Annotated in this window: 25 protein-coding genes and 1 pseudogene; 13 read left to right on the top strand and 13 right to left on the bottom strand. The window is 62.6% G+C overall.

Annotation, left to right across the window (positions count from 1 at the left end):
• Positions 1-146: 146 nt before the first annotated feature.
• A pseudogene (locus tag ACODNH_RS15565) lies at positions 147-1,231 on the top strand (S1C family serine protease).
• 37 nt (positions 1,232-1,268) lie between these two features.
• Here ACODNH_RS15565 and ACODNH_RS15560 read toward each other — a convergent pair.
• The 4 genes from ACODNH_RS15560 to ACODNH_RS15545 all read right to left on the bottom strand — a co-directional run bounded on the left by ACODNH_RS15560 (position 1,269) and on the right by ACODNH_RS15545 (position 4,438).
• Positions 1,269-1,700, bottom strand: coding sequence for a hypothetical protein (locus ACODNH_RS15560; RefSeq protein ID WP_306705729.1), 432 nt, complete (start codon positions 1,698-1,700; stop codon positions 1,269-1,271).
• Positions 1,701-1,802: 102 nt separating this feature from the next.
• Positions 1,803-2,744, bottom strand: a complete 942-nt coding sequence (locus ACODNH_RS15555) for a hypothetical protein (RefSeq protein ID WP_306705727.1) — start codon at positions 2,742-2,744, stop codon at positions 1,803-1,805.
• The gene (priS, locus tag ACODNH_RS15550; RefSeq protein WP_434530533.1) at positions 2,741-3,919 is read right to left on the bottom strand and encodes a DNA primase small subunit PriS; all 1,179 of its coding nucleotides are present in this window, start codon (positions 3,917-3,919) and stop codon (positions 2,741-2,743) included. Before priS ends, ACODNH_RS15555 begins: the two co-directional genes overlap by 4 nt.
• Before the next feature lie 39 nt (positions 3,920-3,958).
• Positions 3,959-4,438 carry a GNAT family N-acetyltransferase gene (locus tag ACODNH_RS15545; RefSeq protein ID WP_170098070.1) on the bottom strand — a complete coding sequence of 160 codons (480 nt, stop codon included), beginning with the start codon at positions 4,436-4,438 and terminating at the stop codon, positions 3,959-3,961.
• A 120-nt stretch (positions 4,439-4,558) separates the two neighbouring features.
• On the opposite strand from ACODNH_RS15545, the gene ACODNH_RS15540 reads away from it, so the two are divergent.
• On the top strand, positions 4,559-5,653 hold the full coding sequence (locus ACODNH_RS15540) for a DoxX family protein (RefSeq protein ID WP_306705723.1): 1,095 nt from the start codon (positions 4,559-4,561) through the stop codon (positions 5,651-5,653).
• A 12-nt stretch (positions 5,654-5,665) separates the two neighbouring features.
• Here ACODNH_RS15540 and ACODNH_RS15535 read toward each other — a convergent pair whose 3' ends face one another.
• Entirely contained in the window at positions 5,666-6,097 is a 432-nt protein-coding gene (locus tag ACODNH_RS15535; protein ID WP_306705721.1) for a type IV pilin, read from the bottom strand.
• A 90-nt stretch (positions 6,098-6,187) separates the two neighbouring features.
• Between ACODNH_RS15535 and ACODNH_RS15530 the strand changes: the two genes are divergently transcribed.
• Both ACODNH_RS15530 and ACODNH_RS15525 read left to right on the top strand, forming a co-directional pair.
• Complete coding sequence (locus ACODNH_RS15530; RefSeq protein WP_306705719.1) at positions 6,188-7,039, top strand: translation initiation factor eIF-2B; 852 nt, start codon at positions 6,188-6,190, stop codon at positions 7,037-7,039.
• Positions 7,040-7,144: 105 nt separating this feature from the next.
• Positions 7,145-7,366, top strand: coding sequence for a hypothetical protein (locus tag ACODNH_RS15525; protein ID WP_306705717.1), 222 nt, complete (start codon positions 7,145-7,147; stop codon positions 7,364-7,366).
• 9 nt (positions 7,367-7,375) lie between these two features.
• Here ACODNH_RS15525 and ACODNH_RS15520 read toward each other — a convergent pair whose 3' ends face one another.
• Complete coding sequence (locus ACODNH_RS15520; protein ID WP_306705715.1) at positions 7,376-7,570, bottom strand: hypothetical protein; 195 nt, start codon at positions 7,568-7,570, stop codon at positions 7,376-7,378.
• A 125-nt stretch (positions 7,571-7,695) separates the two neighbouring features.
• Entirely contained in the window at positions 7,696-8,430 is a 735-nt protein-coding gene (locus ACODNH_RS15515; RefSeq protein ID WP_306705712.1) for a proteasome assembly chaperone family protein, read from the bottom strand.
• Between the two features lie 77 nt (positions 8,431-8,507).
• Between ACODNH_RS15515 and ACODNH_RS15510 the strand changes: the two genes are divergently transcribed.
• Entirely contained in the window at positions 8,508-9,569 is a 1,062-nt protein-coding gene (locus tag ACODNH_RS15510; RefSeq protein WP_306705710.1) for a mechanosensitive ion channel family protein, read from the top strand.
• On the opposite strand, the gene ACODNH_RS15505 is transcribed toward ACODNH_RS15510, so the two are convergent.
• Positions 9,539-9,985 (bottom strand): universal stress protein, encoded by a 447-nt coding sequence (locus tag ACODNH_RS15505; protein WP_306705708.1) that lies wholly within the window; start codon positions 9,983-9,985, stop codon positions 9,539-9,541. The genes ACODNH_RS15510 and ACODNH_RS15505 overlap by 31 nt on opposite strands.
• Positions 9,986-10,017: 32 nt before the next feature.
• Entirely contained in the window at positions 10,018-11,376 is a 1,359-nt protein-coding gene (locus tag ACODNH_RS15500) for a bifunctional metallophosphatase/5'-nucleotidase (RefSeq protein ID WP_434530532.1), read from the bottom strand.
• A gap of 72 nt (positions 11,377-11,448) precedes the next feature.
• Here ACODNH_RS15500 and ACODNH_RS15495 point away from each other — a divergent pair, with 72 nt between their 5' ends.
• The 7 genes from ACODNH_RS15495 (at position 11,449) to ACODNH_RS15465 (ending at position 15,227) form a co-directional block, all read left to right on the top strand.
• Positions 11,449-11,688, top strand: coding sequence for a DUF5816 domain-containing protein (locus ACODNH_RS15495; RefSeq protein WP_434530531.1), 240 nt, complete (start codon positions 11,449-11,451; stop codon positions 11,686-11,688).
• Positions 11,689-11,769: 81 nt separating this feature from the next.
• Positions 11,770-12,102: a DUF7116 family protein gene (locus ACODNH_RS15490; RefSeq protein WP_434530530.1), complete on the top strand. Its 333-nt coding sequence runs from the start codon at positions 11,770-11,772 to the stop codon at positions 12,100-12,102.
• A gap of 24 nt (positions 12,103-12,126) precedes the next feature.
• The gene (locus ACODNH_RS15485; RefSeq protein WP_306705702.1) at positions 12,127-12,660 is read left to right on the top strand and encodes a mechanosensitive ion channel domain-containing protein; all 534 of its coding nucleotides are present in this window, start codon (positions 12,127-12,129) and stop codon (positions 12,658-12,660) included.
• Positions 12,661-12,727: 67 nt separating this feature from the next.
• Entirely contained in the window at positions 12,728-13,642 is a 915-nt protein-coding gene (locus tag ACODNH_RS15480; protein WP_434530529.1) for a metal-dependent hydrolase, read from the top strand.
• 60 nt (positions 13,643-13,702) lie between these two features.
• The gene (locus ACODNH_RS15475; RefSeq protein WP_434530528.1) at positions 13,703-14,323 is read left to right on the top strand and encodes a hypothetical protein; all 621 of its coding nucleotides are present in this window, start codon (positions 13,703-13,705) and stop codon (positions 14,321-14,323) included.
• Positions 14,320-14,979, top strand: a complete 660-nt coding sequence (locus ACODNH_RS15470; protein WP_434530527.1) for a hypothetical protein — start codon at positions 14,320-14,322, stop codon at positions 14,977-14,979. Before ACODNH_RS15475 ends, ACODNH_RS15470 begins: the two co-directional genes overlap by 4 nt.
• Before the next feature lie 47 nt (positions 14,980-15,026).
• On the top strand, positions 15,027-15,227 hold the full coding sequence (locus tag ACODNH_RS15465) for a dodecin (RefSeq protein WP_005535273.1): 201 nt from the start codon (positions 15,027-15,029) through the stop codon (positions 15,225-15,227).
• Here ACODNH_RS15465 and ACODNH_RS15460 read toward each other — a convergent pair whose 3' ends face one another.
• The 3 genes from ACODNH_RS15460 to hisD form a co-directional block, all read right to left on the bottom strand.
• Complete coding sequence (locus ACODNH_RS15460; protein ID WP_306705694.1) at positions 15,228-15,602, bottom strand: HesB/IscA family protein; 375 nt, start codon at positions 15,600-15,602, stop codon at positions 15,228-15,230.
• Between the two features lie 62 nt (positions 15,603-15,664).
• A complete protein-coding gene (locus ACODNH_RS15455) occupies positions 15,665-17,890 on the bottom strand; it encodes an alkaline phosphatase D family protein (protein ID WP_434530526.1) in 2,226 nt (741 codons plus the stop codon).
• Positions 17,891-18,174: 284 nt separating this feature from the next.
• Positions 18,175-19,443: a histidinol dehydrogenase gene (hisD, locus tag ACODNH_RS15450; protein WP_306705689.1), complete on the bottom strand. Its 1,269-nt coding sequence runs from the start codon at positions 19,441-19,443 to the stop codon at positions 18,175-18,177.
• Between the two features lie 211 nt (positions 19,444-19,654).
• On the opposite strand from hisD, the gene ACODNH_RS15445 reads away from it, so the two are divergent.
• Positions 19,655-20,581, top strand: a complete 927-nt coding sequence (locus ACODNH_RS15445) for a hypothetical protein (RefSeq protein WP_434530525.1) — start codon at positions 19,655-19,657, stop codon at positions 20,579-20,581.
• A 30-nt stretch (positions 20,582-20,611) separates the two neighbouring features.
• Here the strand turns inward: ACODNH_RS15445 and ACODNH_RS15440 are convergent, their stop codons facing one another.
• Positions 20,612-21,793 (bottom strand): redox-regulated ATPase YchF, encoded by a 1,182-nt coding sequence (locus ACODNH_RS15440; RefSeq protein WP_434530524.1) that lies wholly within the window; start codon positions 21,791-21,793, stop codon positions 20,612-20,614.
• Positions 21,794-21,817: the final 24 nt, after the last annotated feature.

Raw genomic sequence — 21,817 nt, 5'->3', positions numbered from 1 at the left:
GCACCCCCGTATGCTATCGGGACGATTGTAGTTTGTGCCCGCTTGCGGGACCGAGCTGAAAGCCAGAGCGCACGGCAATCAGGCACTCTGGTTGCGGTAAAGAGTTCTGACCGTGCCTTTTTCGCGGCCCAGACCCACGCCCCAGTATGAAGCAGTCTCTCACTCGCCGGGCGATGTTAGGGGCCCTTGGGACAGCCGTCGCGACCACGGCTGGCTGTCAGAGTCCCGGGACCGGCAGCGACTCAGGTGGTGACACCGGAGCTCAGTCGGAGTCAGCCGACGCGGTCGCACAGTCCGATAGCGTCTACACCAACGTGTATCAGGAGGTAGCCGATGCCGTCGTCTCGATTAGAGTGTACGCCGAAGACTCCCGTGGTGGGCAGGGGAGCGGCTTCCTCATCGACGACGAGCATATCGTCACGAACGAACACGTCGTTGCGGGCGGGGACGAGTACTACGTCCGCTTTGCTGACACCGGCTGGCGCGCTGCCTCCGTCGTCGGCTCAGACGTGTACAGCGACCTGGCGGTTCTCCGTATCGGTGCGACGCCGGACGTGACACCCCTCTCGTTTGTCGAGACCGAACCCACAGTCGGGACCGAAGTCGTCGCTATCGGGAACCCCTTCGGACTGTCCGGCTCAGTGTCCGCAGGCATTGTCAGCGGTGTCGACCGCACGCTCCAGAGTGCTAACAACTTCTCCATCGCCGATGCGGTCCAGACTGATGCGCCGGTTAACCCGGGCAACAGCGGCGGCCCGCTCGTCACGCTTGAGGGCGACGTGGTCGGCATCATCAATTCGGGCGGCGGCGACAACGTCGCATTCGCCATTTCGGCCCCGCTCGCACAGCGCGTCGTGCCGTCACTCATCCAGACCGGCGACTACGACCACCCGTATATGGGTGTTGGACTCCGGAGTGTGTCGCCGCGGGTCGCTGAGGCGAACAATCTGGACCCCGGGTCAGGGGTGTACATCACCCGTGTCGTCAGTGATGGTCCAGCGGCGGGCGTTCTACAGGGCAGCGACGGAGAAACGATGATTTCGGGGACAGCGATTCCAACTGGCGGTGACGTGGTCAGGCAGATGAACGACACTCCGACGCCGACGCGGCAGGCGCTGGGGAGCTTTCTCGCGCTGAGACCAGCCCCGGCGAGACAGTTGACGTGCTGGTCGAGCGAGACGGTGCACAGGAAACAGTCGAACTCACGCTCGGTTCGCGCCCAGAGCCGTAACGAACGTTGTCAGCCGGATCTGCTGCCCCGACGGTGATTACTGCGTCTGGAACTCGCTCTGTTCGCTACGGCCGCCACCGGCTGCGATGTAGCCGACGGCGGCGGCGAGCGGCAGCGTCACCGGGAGTCCCGCGATAAGCAGGCTGATACCGAGACTTTCACCGACGAACACGTAGATTCCAGCGCCGGCCGCGGTGACCGTGACGAAGTCCATGATGGTCGCCAGCGCGGCCAGTCGAAGGCGAACCGCGCGCTCGGGGACCGCACCTGCCGCTGCTCGGTCGCGGTGCCACAGCAGGACGTAGCCAGCGAACAGCGCGGTCAGGCCGGCCGACACGCCCACAGGAAGGCCGATGAGCAGCGAGAACTCTATCTGCGGTTCGAAGCCAGCGGTTACTGCAACGGTCGTGACAGCAAACGCAAACGCGCCCAGAAGCAGGGCGACAACGATGCGGACGTGCGTGTTCATACGTAGCAACTGAACGAACGTGTATAAATAGTCAGCCGCTGCCACGGAACAGGGTATTCAGCGGCGTTTCGCACAGTGGCCCGTCAGCCCCGTCGCGTCGGCTTATTCTAACGGCTCGGCGGCGTCTTGTTCGACCAGCGGGTCGGCGTTGTCGGCCGGCAGTGTCACCACGTCGTCGGTTGAGAGGTCGTACTCGCGCTGGTCGACGCCGAATATCTCGCCCACGTCGTCCGTGATACGAACCGTCCGCCGGTCTACGTCGGCGGCCCCGGCCGTGCCAGCACTGGCTGGTGACTGCGTACCGCCGTCAGCCTGCGTCGGGTCCGCCGCCGGGCCGGAGGGCGACTCAACACTCTGTTCGGCTGGTGGGACAGGAACATCATCGCCGGGCGGCACGTCCGCCGGCTCGGACTGGCCGTCGACTGTGGGATTGCTGCCTGTGTCCAGCTCGGGCGGCGGCGTTGGTGCGTCAGAGTCCGGCGCGGGCGGGGACTGGTCCCCACGGCTGCCCATCATGTCAGCCGCGTCAACGCCGGTGTCCGGCGTCGACTGCTCGGGCTCGCCGGCTGTCGCGTCGTTTGCTGCTTGGTGTGGGTCCGGGTCAGGAGCCTGTCTCTCATCCGAGTTCGGCTCGTCGCCGACCGCGCCGGTCGGAGCCTCGCCCGCAATCACATCGAGGACGTGGCCCCGGTTGGATTCGATGGCCTCGACCATCGTTTCGAACAGGTCCCGTTCCTCCTGTGTGAGACCGTCGTCCTCGGTCGGCATGTCCGCCGCGGCCAGCGACGCCATCTTGACAATTTTACCGACACGCCGCTCGTACACAGCCTCCACGGTCTGCTCGGCGGTCTTGATATCGTCGGTCAGGCGATTGACCTCGGGCGAGTCGAACGGGTCCTCGGCGCGCTCGGCCGCGCGGTCGCGCTCCGACCGGAGCTGTTGGATGAACTGCCCGGCGTCCTCGTAGAACGTCTCGCGCAGCTGCTGGAGCTGGTCGGTCTGGCGTTCCCGCGATTGGACGGACTGGAGCTCGTCTACGTTCATTCCTTCCCCTTCTCGGCACGCCCGCGGGCCATGAGAAATACGCCCACGTGCTCTGGTACAGTCTGATTACCCGCCTCCAGTGTAAAGCTATCGCCATATAGTTCGACGAGGCCGCCGTCGGTCACCTCGACGGTGATGTCGTGGCCCCGGAAGGTTTCCGGGACGGGGTCGACCAGCGGGTCGAACGCGTCGAGATCGTCGCGGTCGATGCGCTGGACCTCCAGCCCGCTGCCGCCGTGGAGCGAGCCCGGAAGGCGAATAAGCCGGTTCGTGTCCGTCGTCACCGGTTCATCGATCGGTGCGTTGTCTGCTGCGACGACCTCGTGGAGCAGAATCTTCGCCAGCTGGTAGAACGCCGGATGTACGTCGATGTTGCCGGCTTCCAGTTGCTCGTAGTTCGACCGGGCGGCGTTCAGTGCCGCCGTCGCCTTCCCCTCGCCGATGCCGTCGTACTCCTGCAGTCGGTCGAGGGCGTCCGCTTCCTCCATCGCGAGCAGGTCGTCGACGACGGCGAGCATATGTCGGTGTGCGCGGGCGCTCCACCCGCCCTCTGTCGAGAGCGTCCGCTTCTGTGCCGGGCTGGACCGGCCAGCTGTGCCGGCGACAGACTCCTCGTCGACGAGTTCGTCGAACTCTAGGCCGATGCCACGAACGTAGTCGACGACCTCCCGGCGCGCGTCCCGCTCCAGGTGCCGGATACGCTCGTCGCGGACGTGGACGTGGTAGCCCCGGCCACCGGAGAAGACGATAGTGAGATCATCGAAACCGAAATCGTCTTCCAGAAAGTCGAGCAGCCTGCGCAACGCGTCCTTACACTTTGCGAGCATCTCGGCGTAGCTGTCCTCGCCCAGTACTACGGAGGGCAGGTGATCGGCGTCGAGGTCGAACACGAGGTCCGAGGAGCGCCAGCCCTTGTCCGACATCGTGGAGGCGCTTGGTTCGTCGTAGCGGCCCGCGGAGAAGTAGACGTGGCGGGGCTTCCGGCGACCGAGAAAATCCTCGATTTCGCCGAGGTCCAGCAGCGAGCGATGGCGGACCATCGTCTCGCCGGGGCCTTCGGTCCACGGGATGAATCCCCATTCACGTTCGTTCGCGGCCGGTGGCGGCGTTACGGATGCCTGTCGGTAGTGATCGCCGAACCGGCCACGGAGGTACGCGCGGGTCCGCTCTTCCATCGGCTACCTCGTTGGGGAGGTCCCTTGAAAAGCGTTCGCTTAGCCGCGCAGGAACTTCGACAGTTTGTCCGTAATCGAGTCCTCGCCGAGCTTGAGGTAGTAGGCGTCGCCGCCGTCCTCGTAGTAGTTGTCGATGCGACGCGTAATCTCGAAGCCGATGTGTTTGTAGAAGCCGATGGCCTCCCGATTCGTCGCCCGAGCGTGGCAGGTCACGCTGCCGTAGTCCTCGGCGACGCGGGCGACGAGTCGCTTGCCGAAGCCGTGGCCCCTGTACTCGTCATCGACTGCGAGAAAGAGAATGTAGCCGTCGCGTCGAACCGCAGCGAAGCCGATGAGGCGGTCTTTGGAGCGGTCGATGTAGAGATAGGTGGTCGACCGTCGGTAGGCGTCGCGAAAGAACCCCCGCCGCTGTCGAAGGACGCCGTCGGATTCTCGGATGTCCTCCTTGAGCCGCCACGCCGCGTCGACGTGTTCGTCGTCCCCGCGTTCGACGATCTGTGTCTCGATGTTGACGCTCACTGCCGTATAAGTAGTGGCGGCGTGGATATAATTCCACCGCCTACAGAGCGGGGTATCCAACCGTCCAGTTCCGCGGGCCGGACGAACAGGGTTAGGTAGGCAGCGCACGAATTCTCAGGCATGGACACGCGTCTCCCGAGTGGTGTCGTCAGCGTCGCGCTCGCGCTCGCGCTCCTTTCGCGACCCGCGGCGGCACACGTCGACTACGTGACAGATGGGCCGGGCGAGGCCCTCGACGCGGTGGCGTTTGCGATATCGGTACTGTCGAGCCCGGTGAACGCGGCTGTTTTCGGCATCTCGGGACTGGCTGTGACTGGCGGCCTCGCGGCGTATCTCTGGGTCCGGCCGACGATTGCGGACATCGTCATCCTCCGGAACGTACTCGTCGGCTACTCGGACCTCGTCCCGTGGATGCTCCGACTCAGCGTGGGACTGCCACTCGTCGGTGCCGGTTTTCAGGGGTATCTGTTCGCCCCGACGGTGACGTTTGACCCCGCCACGAGCCCGGTCGTCCGTATCCTGTTTATCGGGCTGGGGTTCACACTCCTGTTCGGGCTCGCGACCCGTATTGTCACCACGATCGGGCTAGTGACCTTCGGCTGGGCGCTGAGCGTTGACCCCGGTGTTGTTCTCGCCATGGAGTACGTGCCGGCGTTTCTGGCACTGCTGATACTGGGCGGTGGCCGCCCGAGCGCGGACCATATGCTCCAGCGAGTCGCCAGCACCGACGGGACCTACTACGGGCGCATCGACCCGGTGCACCATCTCAAGGGGTTTCTGGACGCAACAACGGCACCGTACCGTGAGTACGTCCCGGTCATCATCCGAATCGGAATGGGCGTGACATTCATTTTTCTCGGACTGTTCCAGAAACTCGCTGAACCCGGCCAGGCACTTCTGGTCGTCGAAAAGTACGACCTCACCGCCGTCGTCCCAGTCGACCCCGGGATGTGGGTGCTGGGTGCTGGCCTAACTGAGATGCTGGTCGGTCTGGTGCTGATATTCGGCTTCATGACTCGTGGGGCCGCGGCTGTCTCCTTTATCCTGTTCACCACAACGCTGTTCGGGCTACCAGACGACCCGGTACTCGCGCATATCACGCTGTTCGGAATGGCCTCGGCAGTGTTCACGATGGGTGCTGGACCGCTCTCATTCGATGACTGGTTTGGTCGGCCGGCACAGAACGACCGTGAGACCGTCGTTTCGACGGACTGAGAAGGCGACAGGTCAGTTCGCGCCGTCCCACTGATCTAGCTGGGTCCGGTTTCCGCTCGCGTTGTAGTATATCGTGATCGTGTCCCGGGCGCCCACTCGTCGCTCGTAGGCGTTACCGCTGCTCAGCTGTGCGAGGTCGCCCGGGCCAATCATCGCGTCTGGCTCCCGGTTTGCCACCTGCGCCCAGGTGACAGTTCTGCTTGGCCCTTCGAATTCGACGTTCCCGGCTTCGAATTCGTCGCCGCGTTCGTGTGTGACAATGAGCAGTTCGTTGTCCTCGACGTAGTCGTAGCTAAAATTCGCCTGTGGGCCACCGCTGTCGTCGTCCTCGATGACGAGGACGTTCAGCCCAACCATGGCCGTCACGAGTAGCGTCAGCCCAATGAGGACGGCGACGCCGATGGTCTCTGACATCCCAACTGTCTCAGTCCTGAACTGTCCCATAGCCGTCTATCACCCCTAATGTGAGACGGCGTTAAATGCTGTTCGACGGCGAGGGGAAGACACATATCGGTTCAACTCACAGCCACCGGTATGATAGACGAGACTGTCGAGGAGATCTCGGAGATGCAGACCCACAGTTCCTCCGTGGTCGCAGTCAAAGCTGCCCAGGCGCTCCGGGACCTGACTGACAGGGAGTACCCGACGGTCGAGGATTACCTCCGTTCGCTTGACCGGAATAGCAGCGCCCTCCGACGAGCGAACCCCTCACACGCTTCCCTCCATACGACTCAGCACCGGATCGTGAACACCGTCTCAGACGCGGAGCCCGGCGACGTGGCGGCCGCCAAAGAACTGACCAATGAGGCTATCGACGACGTTATCGACTCGGTGGAGTCATCGAAGGACCGCGCCGCTGCCCGTGCCGTGTCGGAGATCGCTGATGACGACGTGCTGTTGACGCATGACTTTTCCTCGACGGTCCTTGCGGCCATCGACGACGCCATCGAAGCCGGCCACAGCTTCGAGGTGTACGTTACGGAGTCTCGCCCACGCTTCCTCGGTCGAAAGATGACGCGCCACCTCTCCGACCGGGACGGGGTTGACGTGACACTCATCGTCGACAGCGCCGCCGGACACTTCATGCCACAGGTCGACCGCGTGCTCGTCGGCATGGACTGCATCGTCGACGACACGCTGTACAACCGCATCGGCACGTATCCGATTGCGACGGCGGCAGCGGACAACGACGTTCCAGTGACGGTCGTCGGGGCCGCCGCGAAGTACGTCGACGGGGCCTTTGCCTTCGAAAACGAAATTCGGTCACCGTCAGAGGTGCTCCGGGAGCCGGCAGACGGATTCGAGATCGCAAACCCGGCCTACGACGCCACGCCGACGCACCTGCTCGATACCGTTGTCACTGACGACGGAATCCACGAGTACTGAGACGGACTGCTGTACGTTTGTTCTAATATCACTGTCCAGCAGGACGGGTCACAACAACGGGAAGCAGGATCGAAGGTTCTTGTTGCTGGCAGTGAATAAGCATGTATGGACGACACTGCCCTCCTTCGTCAAACCATCCGCCGGTGTACCGCTGTACTCGTTGCAACCCTGGCCACGGTCGGTGTGAGTCTGCAGGGTTCTTGGGATGCGGGTTTCTTGCTCATACTGATCATCGTCTCAGTAGTGTATCTCGTTGTTGAGTTCATCAAAGTGAACCCGCCTGCTGAGAACCCTGAAAGTTCCTCGTCTACAGAGGACGAGAGGTAATTACGTACTCTACCGCTGCTGGACGACAGTGTCACAGTCTGGACACTGGAGTTGGAAACTGTGCTCGGTTGCTTCAGTGGTCCAGTCGCCCGTGACGGCACTCTCGTGACCGCAGTCGGGACAGAACAGTGATGTCTTGGACCGCGTCTGTGGTGGTGGGTCTGAATCGACCGCACTGGTCGTGTAGATTTCGGTGGAGGTCATCAAGGAAAAGAACGTGCTGTACGGTCAAAAATGTGTCGGCAGAATGTTTGATTGTTCACGCACAATGTGGAATTAGTATAGTTTAAATCTCAGTAAATGTGGACACACGTGCCAAACTTTAGCCCTCACATATACATTCGGTCATCTCCGAACTGATCGGAATCAGCGGCGTCCATCTGTTCGGCGAGTGCCTGATAGTGGGCCTCGATGTTCGCAGCGAAGTCCTCCAGTGGACCGGTGTCAATCTGGATCGAGTGGCTCTCTTTCAGCGCAGTGAGCAGTCTGATTGCGGCCGCCACGTCGGGCGCTTGCGGATGGGTCGGCGTCGTGAACACACCGGTTGGAAGCGACTCATCGATTCCGCGCGTGACTAGCTCGGCACTCAGTCCGTCGAGGAACCCGTTTCCCATGGGTCTGATGTCGGTGTCGTCGAGATACGATTCCTGGTACGCCGGAGTTGCGATGTAGAACGGGACGTGGTCGTCCGGGCCGTGTGCGATGGGGACGCCGGTGAGCATCGTGATGTTTGAAACGTCCAGCCGTGCGCCAGCGCTCGCGACCGCTTCGGCGACAGCCCCTGCCTGTGCCGGTAGCACGAACCGCTCGCCAACTAAGACGGCAAACGACGCCGATTCGTCGACGTATAGCCGCGTGTGATGTCTCGGGGTTCCGTTTTCGAAGGGAGTAATAAACGGCGGCCCCGGAATCCGTAGATGGCCGATTTCGCGCATCGACTGCTGGTCGGCAAGATAATCGACGGCCGTGAGGCCAGCTAGACCGTACTCCGAGACACCGACCGCCAAGGTATCGACCGGTGGCCGGTCGTCTGAGAGAACCACCGAGATATCGTTGGACGACATACATGTTCAGATACAGTTGGAGGATTAAGTAGTTCGGGAGGGGAATCCTTTTCTCGTGGCAGGATTGATTCCATGTCATGCGTTTTGGCCCTGCCTGGCCGTTGCAGACACCCACTCCAGCGCCGACCGAAGCCGCGACGGAGGTGGCGACAGAGGTAGCCACCGACATTGGTGGGTTGCTCCCCTTCGAAATTCCGATGTGGATTGCCAACATCGGGAAATCCCTGATCGTTATCGGGCTGGCAATCGTCGTTTCTCGCGTTCTCGTTCGTCTTCTGGGCCGACGTGTCGCTCAGCAGTTCCGGCGGCCAAGTCTCACTCGAACGGCGCTGCGCGGCATCCGTGCTGGTGTGTACATTTTCGCGTTGCTGACCATTCTGGGCATTTACGGCCTGCAACTGGGCGACATCGCGCTTTCCGTTACTGTGTTCACAGCCGTGGTTGGTGTCGTGCTGGCCCCGATTCTTGGGGGCTTGATCTCCGGCGTCTTCTTGCTGGCTGACCAGCCCTTCGAGATCGGAGATATGATTGAACTCGTCGACACCGGCCAGCGGGGGTTCGTCGAGGACATCACGCTCAGACACACAAAGATATTCACCCTCGACAATACGTTTCTCGTCATCCCCAACGGGGAGATTCGCCAGCGGGATGTCGTCAACTACTCGGCGGAAGACTCACGGACACGGCTGTCGCTCGACGTGATGGTCACGTACGAGAGTGACATCGCCGTCGCACGAAGCCTCATCGAAGCGGCGGCCCGGGAAGTAGACAACGTCATCTCCGGCGGCCCGGACATCCGCGTCGGTGCGGCCCGGTATCCCGCCTCGCCGACGGTGTACATCAACGAGTTCGCCGACCACGGCGTGTTGCTGACACTGCGGTACTGGGTGACCGAACCGTACAAACTGCTCGCCGCCCGCTCGAGAGTCCAGACGAACGTCTGGCGGCGGCTCGAGGATGCAAGCGTCGAGATCGCGTACCCGCACTCACACCTATACTTCGACGACACCAGCGGGGAGATGAACGTCTCACTTACCAACGGATTGGGCGGACTTGACGGCGTTGACCGGTCCCAGACGGTCACTGGTGACTCCCCTGTCCCGCCGCGTCAGGATCCCGATGAACTCGGCGACGAGTGACGGCTGGACTGGGCATCCGGCTGGGCGGTGACGATTTCGCAATCGAGTTCCTCGCGGAGGAACTGTTCGACATCAGGGTCATCAACCAACCGACGGATCATCTGTCGCCAGCGACTCGCCTGTTTGCTCCCGATGACGACGATATCGGCGTCCTGTGCAGCAACCTCATCAAGGATCGTTTCTTCCACCAGCATCCCCGACCGGACGACGTACCGCGTTCGCGGGACGTGACCGAACGACTGCTCGACGGCGCGTTTGAGCTCTGTCCGGTCGACGTGGTGGCCGTTCTGGTATAGATTTACGTGTAGGACGGTGAGGTCCGCGTCTTCTTCGTCGGCGATCTGAATGGCCTCCGCAAGCGTGGCTCGGGAGTTCTCCGAGAGTGGGTATCTGACCGGGACGACGACCTGTGGCATCGGCGGAACGTACCGCGCCGAGGTTTAAATCGCTAGCGACGAGTGAGTCGGCCGTCGACCGCCGGGGTGATGTCCGTCTCGCGGACGTAGTCGGCCAGCGCCTCGTACTGTACGTCGGCAACACTGACCCGATGGGAGTCGGTGAGGACCGGGAACTCCAACTCGGTGTAGTAGAGGTAGTTGCTCGTCGCGAGCGTGTACGTTTCGGTGTCGCGAACCGGTCGCCCGTTGACCCGCAGTCGCTCAATGGTTTGTGTGCCATCGTTCCAGACCAGTTCGACGCCGCTGAAATGGGCGTGCCACCAGTCCGACTCTCCGAACGAGACCTGTTGCCCGCTTCCCTGTCGACACAGCGTCCGAAGCTCCGCTCCCGTCAGTTCGGCGACTGTCAGGGGTTCCTCGAAGGGGACGACAGAAACCATATCGGCGACCGTCAGCGCCCCATTGAGCGGAACCATGTCGTTCCGGAGACCGCCGCTGTTCTGGAGGGACACATCTGCGCCCGTCGCCCACCGGTACGCGTCCGCGACGAGGTTGCCGAGCCGGCACTCGCCGTCGTAGGTCGTCGCCCTGCTCCGGTCCAGCGGGTCCTCAACGTGCCCGATGACTTCATCGAGTCCCGCCGCAGAGAGTCTGTCCTCGATCGTCTCGGCGACGCGGTTGTCTGCGGGACCGTCAACAGTTTCGTGGAACTTCGCAGTCGGTTCCGGCCCGGCGAGATCGACCTCGACGACGGTCTTGCCGTTGGCTCCTGGTCTGGTAAGTAGCGTGCCACCGATGCGGTCGATGCGGCGCTCATGGATGTGTCCGCCGAGGATTACGTCCACGTCGGAGGCGTGGGCCAGTTTCTCGTCAGTCTGCCCCAGATGCGAGAGCACCACAATAACCTCCGCCCCGGCATCCCGAAGCGCTGTGGCCGCCTCGCTGACAGCCTCAACGGGGTCCGTGAACGTCAGCGTCGTCGCCTGTGGATTGGCCGAGGCCGTGTCCGGGCTGGTGACACCGACGAAGCCGACCTGCACCCCGTCGACGGTGCGACTCGCCCACGGTCGGGTCAACCGTCGGGCGAACCGTTCACCGTCCTGTTCGACGTTCGCAGTCAGCCACATCTGTGGCGACCTCGCAATAATCTCCCGCGTCGCGTCGAGTCCGTGGTCGAAATCGTGGTTCCCCAACGTCTCGAATGCGGGCGTCAGCGCGGTGAAGAGGTCAAGCGACTGCTCGCCGTCGGTGACCAGCGACAGCACTCCCGGACCGGTGTTGTCCCCGGTGCCGACTACCAGCGCATCCGGGCCGTCAGCGGCGGCCACTGTCCCCGCAAATCGACCGATTCGCTCGGGAGTATCGTACGCCTTCTCCACGTCGGAGTAGTGGATGATCCGGGGACTCACACCCACAGTGCAGGGGAACCAGCCACTAATGGTTTCCGCAGTGATTTAGCCGCTGGCCCGTCATGAGCCCATATGGACGCACTCGACGGTCCCGACGGCGAGACGCTGTACGTCGACCGGAGCGACGGTGACACCGGTACGAAAGGCGCGTTTTACGTCGTCTACCGCGACGCCGACCGCGAGCGTCGCTGGGGCTACTTCTGTGGCAACTGCGAGACGTTCAACAACGCGATGGACTCAATGGGACGCATCCGCTGTAACGACTGTTCGAACCTCCGCAAGGCCGAAGAGTGGGACGCCGCTCACGAGTAGCAGTCAGGTCTGAGCGGGCGACCTATCAACCAGGTGGCTAGTGGGAACGTTTATCAGATAGCCAGTGGTACTGAATCTCAGATGGGGGCCGTTACCACATCACTCGACGAGCAGGCCCGGTCGATATTCGATGACCTCGGATACACCGTGTCGCGCACTGGCACCGAACTGCGAGCGGAACGCGACTGGCGCGTCGTCACTGTCTCAGTGCTCGACTCGCAGGATCCAATACCTGACGGCGGCGACTTGCGCTGTTTCGTCACACGTACGGGCGATGCGACGCATCTCAGCCGCCGTCTCAATCGGCTCGACGTATCCTATGACTGGGCCGTCATCGGGATTACCGAAGACGGCGATTACGAGGTGGTCCGTCACCCCGGCGACACAGCTGTGTCAGCTGACGCCAACACTTAGGGGCCTCTCCCTTCATCATCCGGCGTGCAAGTCGGTGTCATCAATCGAGCGCTTGAACAGCTAGTCACGAACGTTGTTGACGCACTCCCGCGCCTCATAACCGCGTTCGTCTTTCTTGCGATTGCTGCAGTCGGCATCAAAGCGATCATGTTCGTCGTCCGGGCCGTTCTGAAGCGGTCGCTGCCCGGCGAATCGCCCGTGTACCGACAGTTTTTGTCGGTGATCGTACTCGTGTTCCTGTGGTTTGGCGTGGCGCTGTCGTTCCTCTCTATCGTCGGCCTGACCGCCATCGCCGCGTCCCTTGGAACTGCAACGGGATTCCTCGCGCTTGGCGTCTCGTACGCGCTCTCGGAGATGATCAAGGACGCTGTTGCTGGCGTTTACCTCCTCCGAGATCCCGATTTCAACCCTGGCGACACCGTCAAAGCCGGCGACACCACCGGGGAGGTAGCCGCCATCGAACTCCGGAAGACACGGTTCCGTGTCGACGGTGACACTGTCGTCAGAGCGAACGCGGCTATCGAAGAACGCTGGACGAAGGTCGGCTCAGAGTCCTGAGCGGGGTCAAATGCCGCGCTACCCGTTCACACGTGGTGTTTAAGCCTATCGACATCTTATTCGAGGTATGTTCGTCGGGCACGCACTATTCGCGTTCGCCCTTGGATCCCTCGCCGCGTGGTGGCTGGGGCTCTCCCGCGAGCGAGCGGTCCAGTTGGGCGTCATCGCCGGCCTGTTCGCCGCAGTTCCCGACGTGGATATCGTCTACGCCCCCTTCGGACTACTCGTCGGGGCCGCCGAGAATCTGACGGCAGACGGCTTCTGGGAGACCGCGAACGTCGTCCACCGCGGGCCGACACACTCGCTTCTGTTAGGGACGGCACTCGCCGCCGCGGCCGGCCTCTGGGCAAGTAACTCACGGACTGCCCGAGCCGGCGCGCTGTCCATCGGCGTCGCACTGACCGTTCTCACGGGCGCAGTCAGCGGCCCCGTCGCAGGGCTCGTGATGCTCGTGTTCGTTCTGGCTGTGCTGGGTGTGGCTACAGTCGCACAGTCACGCGATATCAGCCCCCAGACGGTGACCGTGCTGGCGCTACTGGGACTGCTTAGCCACCCATTCGGCGACCTCTTCACCGGTGGCCCGCCCCCGTTCTTCTATCCCTTCGACGTGAGCCTCGTCACCGAACGAGTGATGCTCCACCCCGATCCGACGACGCATCTTCTGGCGGCGTTCGCTATCGAACTTGCGACGGTGTGGCTCGCCGTGTGGACGTACGTCCACCTTCGTGGGTACACGCTAACGGGACTCGTCCGCCCCCGAGCAGCGCTGGGACTGGGGTATGCAGCAGCCGTTCTGTTCATGCCTGCACCGACGCTCGAACAGTCGGCGCACTTCGTGTTCAGCGTCCTCGCACTGGGCGTCGTCGGCGCGCCGACTCGGCCGTTCAGTGACGGCGTCGACTGGCTGGAGACGGTCGTGACGGGGCTTGCGGCAGTGACCATCGCTGCGCTCGCGTATGCCATGGCGTATGGAGCTATCTGAACAGCCCACGCCGCCGGCATCGGTCGATAGGGTTTTTCCAGTTGGGATTCACCAGATAATATGAGCCGAGACGTAGCGCGGTTGCTCCGGGACAAGCGCGTCAACGCCCTCGCGGCGTGGTGCATCGTCGCTATGCTCGCAGCCGTTTCAGTGACAAGTGCTGTTCAGGCCGACTTGTTGTGGGCCGGATTCGCGGCCGCTGTCGCGGCGCTGGCGCTGTTTCCGCCGGTGCTATTGCGCAACCGGGACGCCATGCTCCCCTGGGAAATCCTCTTGCTGGCGGCGTCGCCCGTTGTCGGCCGTCTGTTTGCGACGCTCTCGATGACTGGTAATCTCGCCACGTACCTCTCGGTTGCCGCCATCGCGCTCATTCTCGCTGTCGAACTCCAGCTCTTTACCCCTGTCCGGATGACGCCTCGGTTCGCCGTTGTCTTCGTCGCCATCACCACGATGGCTACCGCCGGCGCCTGGGCAGTCGTCCGCTGGGTAGCCGACCAGTTTCTCGGGACCACCTTCATGATCGACCCAACGGTGTCCGAACACGTCATCGAGGAAGCGGTGATGTGGGAGTTCGTCGCGTCGACCATCGCCGGCATCGGTGCCGGTGTGGTTTTCGCATACTACGTCCGCCGGCAGGCTGGGACCAGCCGCCTTCCAGAGGAGGTCCAGCCGGACGTATGAGGGTCCGTGACCGCTTCAGCATCAGTACGGCAACACAGCAACGGCTGTCGCGAAGTCTGTCGATTGCCCTCATCGGCCTATTCGCGGTCGGTATCGAGCGGGGCAACGTCGGTATCATCGTCAATTCGGGCGTCGCCATCATCGTCACACAACTCCCGGCGCTACTGGAACGGGACTACGGTATCGCGCTCGACCCAGCATTGACCCTGTGGATTACCTCCGCAGCGTTCTTCCACGCGCTCGGAACTGTTGGCCTTCCGGGGGCCGAGGAGAATTTCTACGTCACGATATGGTGGTGGGACCACTTCACCCACGCTCTCTCGTCGTCAGTCGTCGCCGCGGTCGGGTACACGACGGTTCGCGCGCTCGACGAGCACACCGACGAAATCTCGATTCCCTCGCGGTTCATGTTCGTGTTCCTCCTCCTGTTCGTGATGGCTTTCGGTGTGTTCTGGGAGGTCATCGAGTTCTCGATTACGCTTGCCGCCTCGGCGACCGAGAACGACACGATTCTGACACAGTTCGGGCTCACCGACACGATGCTCGATCTCGTGTTCGATACGATCGGAGCCATTATCGTGGCTATCTGGGGGACGGCACACCTTACCGACGTGGTCGGCCACGTCGAGACGCTGCTGAACCGGCAGTCTCAGTGACCTGTCCGTACTTTTATCACATCGCTGTGTGAACGAATGGCACGCAAATGGTTTTCAAAAAGATCACACTCATCGGGACCAGTCCGGAAAGCTTCGACAAAGCCGCCGACGACGCGATCGAGCGTGCGGAGGCGACACTGGACAATCTCAAGTGGGTCGAGGTTGAGGAACTCGGCGTCGAAATTGCAGGCGTCGAAGGCCGCGAGTACCAGGCTGAGGTTGTCGTGGCGTTCGAGCTCGAAGAGTAACTACGTCCGGAAGGACTCGCCACAACCGCATTCGCTGACCACGTTCGGGTTCTGGACGTGGAACCCGGCCCCCTGCAGGCCGCCCTCGTAGTCGAGGACTGACCCTTCGATATAGTCGATGCTGGCGTCGTCGACGAACACGCGGAGTCCGTTGCGCTCGAACACCTCGTCGTCTTCCTCAGGTGCGTGTTCGAACCGCATCCCGTAGGAGAGGCCGGCACAGCCGCCCTGCTGGACGTACAGACGGAGCCCGGATTCTTCGATGTCCATGCCTTCGCTTTCGAGGAGGTCCAGCGCCTCTCCTGCTGCCTGCTCGGTGACGGCAACGTCCTCGCCCCCGAAGTTCGGATCGCCGTCGTCCGCTGTGCTGCTCATACACTTACGTGGACGCCCGAACGTGTTAACAGTGACGCCGGCACAGGGGGACCCGCTCCAACTCAGTTGACCTCGCTGTACAACGTGACGATATCGTCGTATTCGAGCTTGCCGTTCTCGTTGAAGTCGTACGCAGTCTTATTGAGCGCGACGCTGTCGTCGTCAAAGCTGTCGAACAGCAACTGGATGTCATCGTAGTCTACCCGACCGTTGCCGTTAACATCCTCAAATAGCCCGTCGCCGTCGGGGTCAGTTGGCTCGGTACTCCCGGTGACCGGCGGCGGACCGACGATGACGACACCCAATTCCGTGTTCGCTTCAAGCGAGGTCCCGCTGTCGTCGTCCAGTCTATCGACCGACACTTCGATGTCAGCCGTTCCGGCGCTCTCTCCGCGGATGTCGAGTGTGGCAAGTCGCGTGTCAGTGCCACCGACAACGGACTGGGCATTCTTTTCCACATCGGCAAACCGGATATCAACGGACGTCCCGTCACTGGTAACGTCCGTCTCAGAGATACTGAATGGTTCAGCAACTGTCACGCCTGTGATCGTCGCGACTTCTGGGTCAGAAATGGAGACAGTCATCGCTCCGCCCGAGAGTCCTGACTCCAGCCAGCGACCGGTCAGTTCTGCTGTCCCGTTCTTGCCGTTGCCAACGGCGACAGAGTCAGCGAGGATCAGCGGGTTGTCAGCGGGGATACCGGGCTGGCCTGCCGTGAGTTCGACCGTCGCATCCGTGCGTATCGGTGCACCAGGCTCGTCGACGTACTCTAGCACCTGAAACTCTGTCGTCCAGTTGTCGGGCGTGACCGTACAGCGAACGTAGCCGCGCTGATTGTTGTAGTACTCTACGTTGTCGTTCTCTGTGACGACGTGGCGGCCGAAGTCGTCCATGTCGGTGCCATTCCCGCCCGACGAGATGGACGTCCCGACAAACTCCGCGCCGACTGGTTCGCTGGAGCCGTCTTTGGCACTGATAACCGTATTCGCCCAGTGGGAGTGGAAGTCACCAGTGATGACCACCGGGTTGTTGGCGTCCTCCTCAAACGCAGTTTTGACCAGATTCTGCTCAGGAACGTAGCCATCCCACTGCTCTGTCCGGAACCCTTCTTTGGGACCCTGCTTGAAATCCATTGCTGCGAAGGGAAGCTGGTTCGCCAGCACATTCCATGTAGTCTCAGTGGCCGAAAGATTCTCAAGCAACCACTCTTCCTGTGCGTCCCCGAGAATAGTTCGGTCCTCCTCAAAGCGCTCCGCACAGTCGACCTTGTTGAACACGTCGTCACAGGCCTGGTCGGACCGATAGAGCCGCGTATCGAGGACGTTGAAATCGAGCAGGTCGCCGAACTCATAGTATCTGTAGAGCTTCTGACTGGCGTTGTCAGGCTTTTGTTCCATCCGGAACGGCAGGTGCTCGTAGTACGCTTTCAATGCCGCTGCGCGGCGCTGGATAAACGCCTCGGTAGATTGCTTGTCGGGGTCCTGTGGAACGTCCCCTGCCCAGTTATTGTCGACCTCGTGGTCGTCACGAGTAACGAGCCACGGGGCGCTGGCGTGAGCGGCTCGCAGATTCGGGTCTGATTTGTAGAGGCCATAGCGGAGTCGGTAGGTGTCGAGGTCCGTCGTCTCCTTCTTGTATTCCTGTGGGAGCGATTTTTCCCGGGGTGATTCCGAAACGTCGATGCCGTACTCGTAGATGTAATCACCCAGATGGACGATGAGGTCGAGCTCGTCTTCGGCCATCTCCCCGAACGCTGTGTAGTGGCCGTCGACCCAGCGGTTACACGAGGCGAAGCCGAACTGAAACGCATCGACGGACGCGCCGGCGGCGGGCGCGGTCTTGGTCCGGCCGACCGGACTCGTCTCGCCACGGCACGTAAACTGGTAATAGTACTCGGTAGCGGGTTTAAGTCCGTCTGCGTCGACGTGGACGGTGTGCGCGTGGTCCGGTTCGGCAGTCGCGGTCCCGGTGTTGACGATGTCGCTCATCCCTTCGTCGGTGGCGACCGTCCACTTGACGTCGAATGCCTCACTCGGCATCGCACCATCTGCTGTGAGCGGGTTCGGGGCGAGCCGCGTCCAGATGATGACGGAGTCGGGGAGCGGGTCGCCCGATGCGACCCCTAGCGTGTACGGGTCCGACTCGAAGTTGCCGTCGTCGTCCACCATCGCACTGGCGTTGGCGGACAGTCCGAGTACAGCCGCCAGCGAAACGCCACCAGTCCGCTGCATGAACGTTCGCCGGTTCTGTGCTGTCGTGTCTATTTCGGGGAGGTCCGTGGGCCTCACGACTAACTGCCGCCCCAGACGCTGATTAAAGTTTTATAATATTGATATGATCTATTCGTGTCTCTTCGTTCCGAGTATGTTGTTTCAGGATTACAAATTACGCATACACTGGGCACAATAGGTGTCGATACCTGTAATATCAGGCATCTTATCAGGCAGGCTATTCGATGACTCGGCAACAACGCAGACGCGGCGTGGCCCTTCCCACGCATCTGATGAAAACCCGGAGTACCGGCGGGCTCACACCGCCGTATTGACGGCCACTGTGCTGTCCGGTGTGGCAGCTACTCGAACCGTTTGCGGACGCTCTCAGCGTGGGCGTCCAGCCCTTCAGCTTCGGCGAGGGTCGTAATCGTGTCCGCGATGTCGCCCAGCGAATCCTCGGAGAGGCGCTGGACTGTCGTCGACCGGACGAACGTGTCCACGGAGAGACCACCGGTGACCCGGGCGCTGCCGCCGGTCGGCAAGACGTGGTTCGTCCCAGTCGCGTAGTCGCCGGCCGCAACGGGGCTGTACGGACCGAGGAACACGGACCCGGCAGAAGGAATCCGTTCAAGAAGTGATTCGTCGTCGGCGGCCTGAATCGAGAGGTGTTCGGCGGCGTACTCCTCGGCGAAGAGGACGGCTTCGCTCATCGAGCGTGCGAGGAGGACGCCAGACGCGTCGTTGTCCAGTGCGGCGCGGATGACTGCCTCACGCTCCCGGCCGTCGGCCTGCTTGTCAACGGCGTCGACGACCTGCTCAGCAAGCGTCTCGTCGTCGGTGACGGCAACGACAGAGGCGTTCTCGTCGTGTTCAGCCTGTGCGACGAGGTCAGCCGCGACCAGTTCCGGGTCCGCGTCGCTGTCGGCGACGACCATAACTTCGGAGGGGCCGGCCAAGAAATCGATTGCCACATCGCCACGGACCTCGGCCTTCGCCGCTGTGACCCAGCGGTTGCCGGGGCCGACGACGATGTCCGTTGCGCTGACGGTTTCGGTCCCGTAGGCCAATGCTGCGATGGCCTGTGCGCCGCCGACCTGATAGACGGCGTCGGCCCCGGCGACGTGGATGGCAGCCAGCGTGACAGGGTTGACCTCCTCGGCTGGTGGGGTGGCGACGGCGACGTGCTCGACGCCGGCGACCTTCGCCGGGATGACGCCCATCAGCGCGCTGGAGGGGTAGGCTGCTGTCCCGCCGGGGGCATACACGCCGGCGCTGTCGAGCGGGCGGAACCGGCGACCCAGTTCGCGCCCGTCGAAGTCGTCACGCCAGTCCTCTGGGACCTGTCGTTCGTGGAACGCACGGATGTTCGCCGCGGCGTCCTCGATGGCTTCGCGCACGTCGTCGTCGATTTCCTCGTAGGCCCGCTCGGTGGCGTCCGTGATGTCGATGTTGCCCACTGAGACATCGTCGAACTCCTCAGCGAATCGCCGAAGCGCCACGTCGCCCTCCTCGTGGACCTGCGAGACAATATCGCGGACATCGTCTCTGACGGCGTCGACACCGGCGTCGCGGTCGAAGAAAGCGGCCCGTTCGTCGGGGCCTAAGTCGGCTATCGTCCGTACGTTCATACCCTTGGTTCGGGACGGGGCAAAAAACGGGTTTCCCTTCGCTGGTCAGAAACGACACTGAAGCGGAGTGCGTGAGAGAGGGACCGATTCGCCGGGCGGGAGTGGCTTCGGAATCGGAGGCTGTCGGGACGGACACGCCAGTCGCGAATGCTTGACTCACTGTCAGTCGTTCTCTCGTCACCATTTTCCGGCACACGGGCCTACAGGTGGTATGGCTTCAGTCGACGACCATCGTCGCCGGACAACCGACCTGCCCCCAGCGGCGACCGAATATTTTGCACCCGAACTAGCGACTATCCAGCGCTATCTCGAAACGGTCCCGCCGACTATCGATACGGTGGCCGGTGACGCTGCAGTCGGCCCAATACACACGCTCCCGTGGTTCTACGTGGCCGACCTAACCGGCTGGCGCGGCAGCACGCTCGCCCGACTGCTGGCCGCAGAACAAGACGCGGCCTGCTACGAACTTTCGGCCGGCGCTGCGGACGCGCTTCCGACCCTGTGGTCACTCATCGACGAGAGCGGTGACGGCCCCGTCGTACTCCACCTGGAACTGCAGGGCGAGTCCGGACGGATTCAGCGAACGCTCCGGGAAGCGCTCCGACGCGGCTACGAGCACAGCCCTGACGGCTGGGACGAGCCGGTACGCGGCGAACCAGCAAACCTCCACGTCGTCTTCACCGATACGAACCCCTCGAAGCGGCTGGCCGTACCACTGCCCGCTGCAACTACGCCCACTACCGGCGCTGTCCTCTCGTATGCGCCGCGCCGGAGTATGCTCCCGGAACGGCCCGACGGAACGACCGTGCTCTCGGACCCGCCGGCGCTCCACGACCGGGAGGCAGAACTGGAGCAGTTCCTGCTGGCTTCACTGGCTGGCTACGGTGACGACGACAGCAGACAGCAGTACGTCGACAACGCCGGCGAAATCCTGTCGATAACCCACTCGCTCATCGGGAAGCGCGACCTGCTGTTCGACGTGTCGCCGCGGCTGGCGCTGAAGTACGGATCACTCTTGGACAGGCTTTCAGTCGGCGCGGCGACGGAGCGACTCGGACAGGACGTACTCGGGCAAGTGCCACAAAGTCCCGGGAGCGAGGACATTCGGGCGACGCTTCGGGACCTGCTGCCGGAATGAGAACGAGCGTGTGGTAACGGGATAGGAACGTCAGTTCGCGTCGCTGACGATTTTGATGACCGCTCCCTCTTCGAGTTCCGTCTCGTCGCTGATACGCCGGTTCTCACGAGCATCGACGGCGTGGATGTAGCCGTCGCCGATGTCCGAGTGGACGGCATAGGCGAGGTCTTTTGGCGTCGCACCCTGCCGTAACAAGAACGCGTCGGGGAGGACGTTCTCCTGCCCGTCGGTCCAGTGCGTTTCGTTCTGGACAGGGTAGGCCGTCAGATGGTCAAGCAGGTCGTAAACAGCAGTGTCAAGCGAGCCCTGAACGCCGGTGCCGCCCCACTCGTCCATCACGTCACGGATGCGGTTCAGCCCCTCGCGTTGCTGGTCGCTCACGTCGCCGACGATGTCAAAGTCCGGGTCGCCCGGGTCGTAGTCGATGACCCCCGCCTGCGCCGCGTTGCGCAGTGCGAGTTCGCCGTCGGCCGTCGCGGGCACGACCACGTCAGCAGCCTCCTGCAGGGCCTCAATGTTCCCCTCCGGGGCGATATCGGCCTTGTTCGCAACGACGACGAGCGGCTTCGTCCGCTGGCGGATCTCCGTCGCCAGCGCCTCGCGGTGCTCGTCGGTCCAGGCGATGGGGTCCTCGGGGTACTCCAGGTCCCGCAGCGTCCGCGCCACGTCGAGTTCGGAGGCTCCGACGCCGGCCAGCATGTCCACGAGCGACTCGTCGAGTTTGAAATCCGGCGAGCGGGACTGGCGTTCGATTGACTCCCAATTGCGCTCGATGATGCTGGCGATCCACAGGTCCATCTCCTCTTCGATAAAGTGGACGTCCTCGACAGGGTCGTGCTCGCCGACCTCGACCGGCTCACCTTCGGCGTCGGTCCCGCCGGAGGCGTCGACGACGTTGAGAATTACGTCGGCGGTCGACAGTTCGTCGAGGAACTGATTCCCGAGGCCACGCCCCTCATGTGCGCCGGGAACGAGGCCGGCCACATCAATGAGTTCCACCGGGACGTAGCGCTTGCCGTCCCGGCAGTTGTCGTCGCCACAGCGTTCCTCCCGGTCGAGACAGGGGCACTCCGTTCGGACGTGGCTGACCCCGCGGTTGGCATCGATGGTCGTGAATGGGTAGTTCCCCACGTCCACGTCGGCCATCGTCGCCGCCTTGTAGAAAGTAGACTTGCCGGCGTTCGGTTTCCCGGCCAGCGCGATAGAGAGCATGCCAGCCCCTACCAGTGGCCGCCG

It is taken from the genome of Haloarcula sp. NS06 (assembly GCF_051122755.1).
Lineage (GTDB): Archaea > Halobacteriota > Halobacteria > Halobacteriales > Haloarculaceae > Haloarcula.
This window is presented reverse-complemented; position numbering and strand designations above follow the sequence as displayed.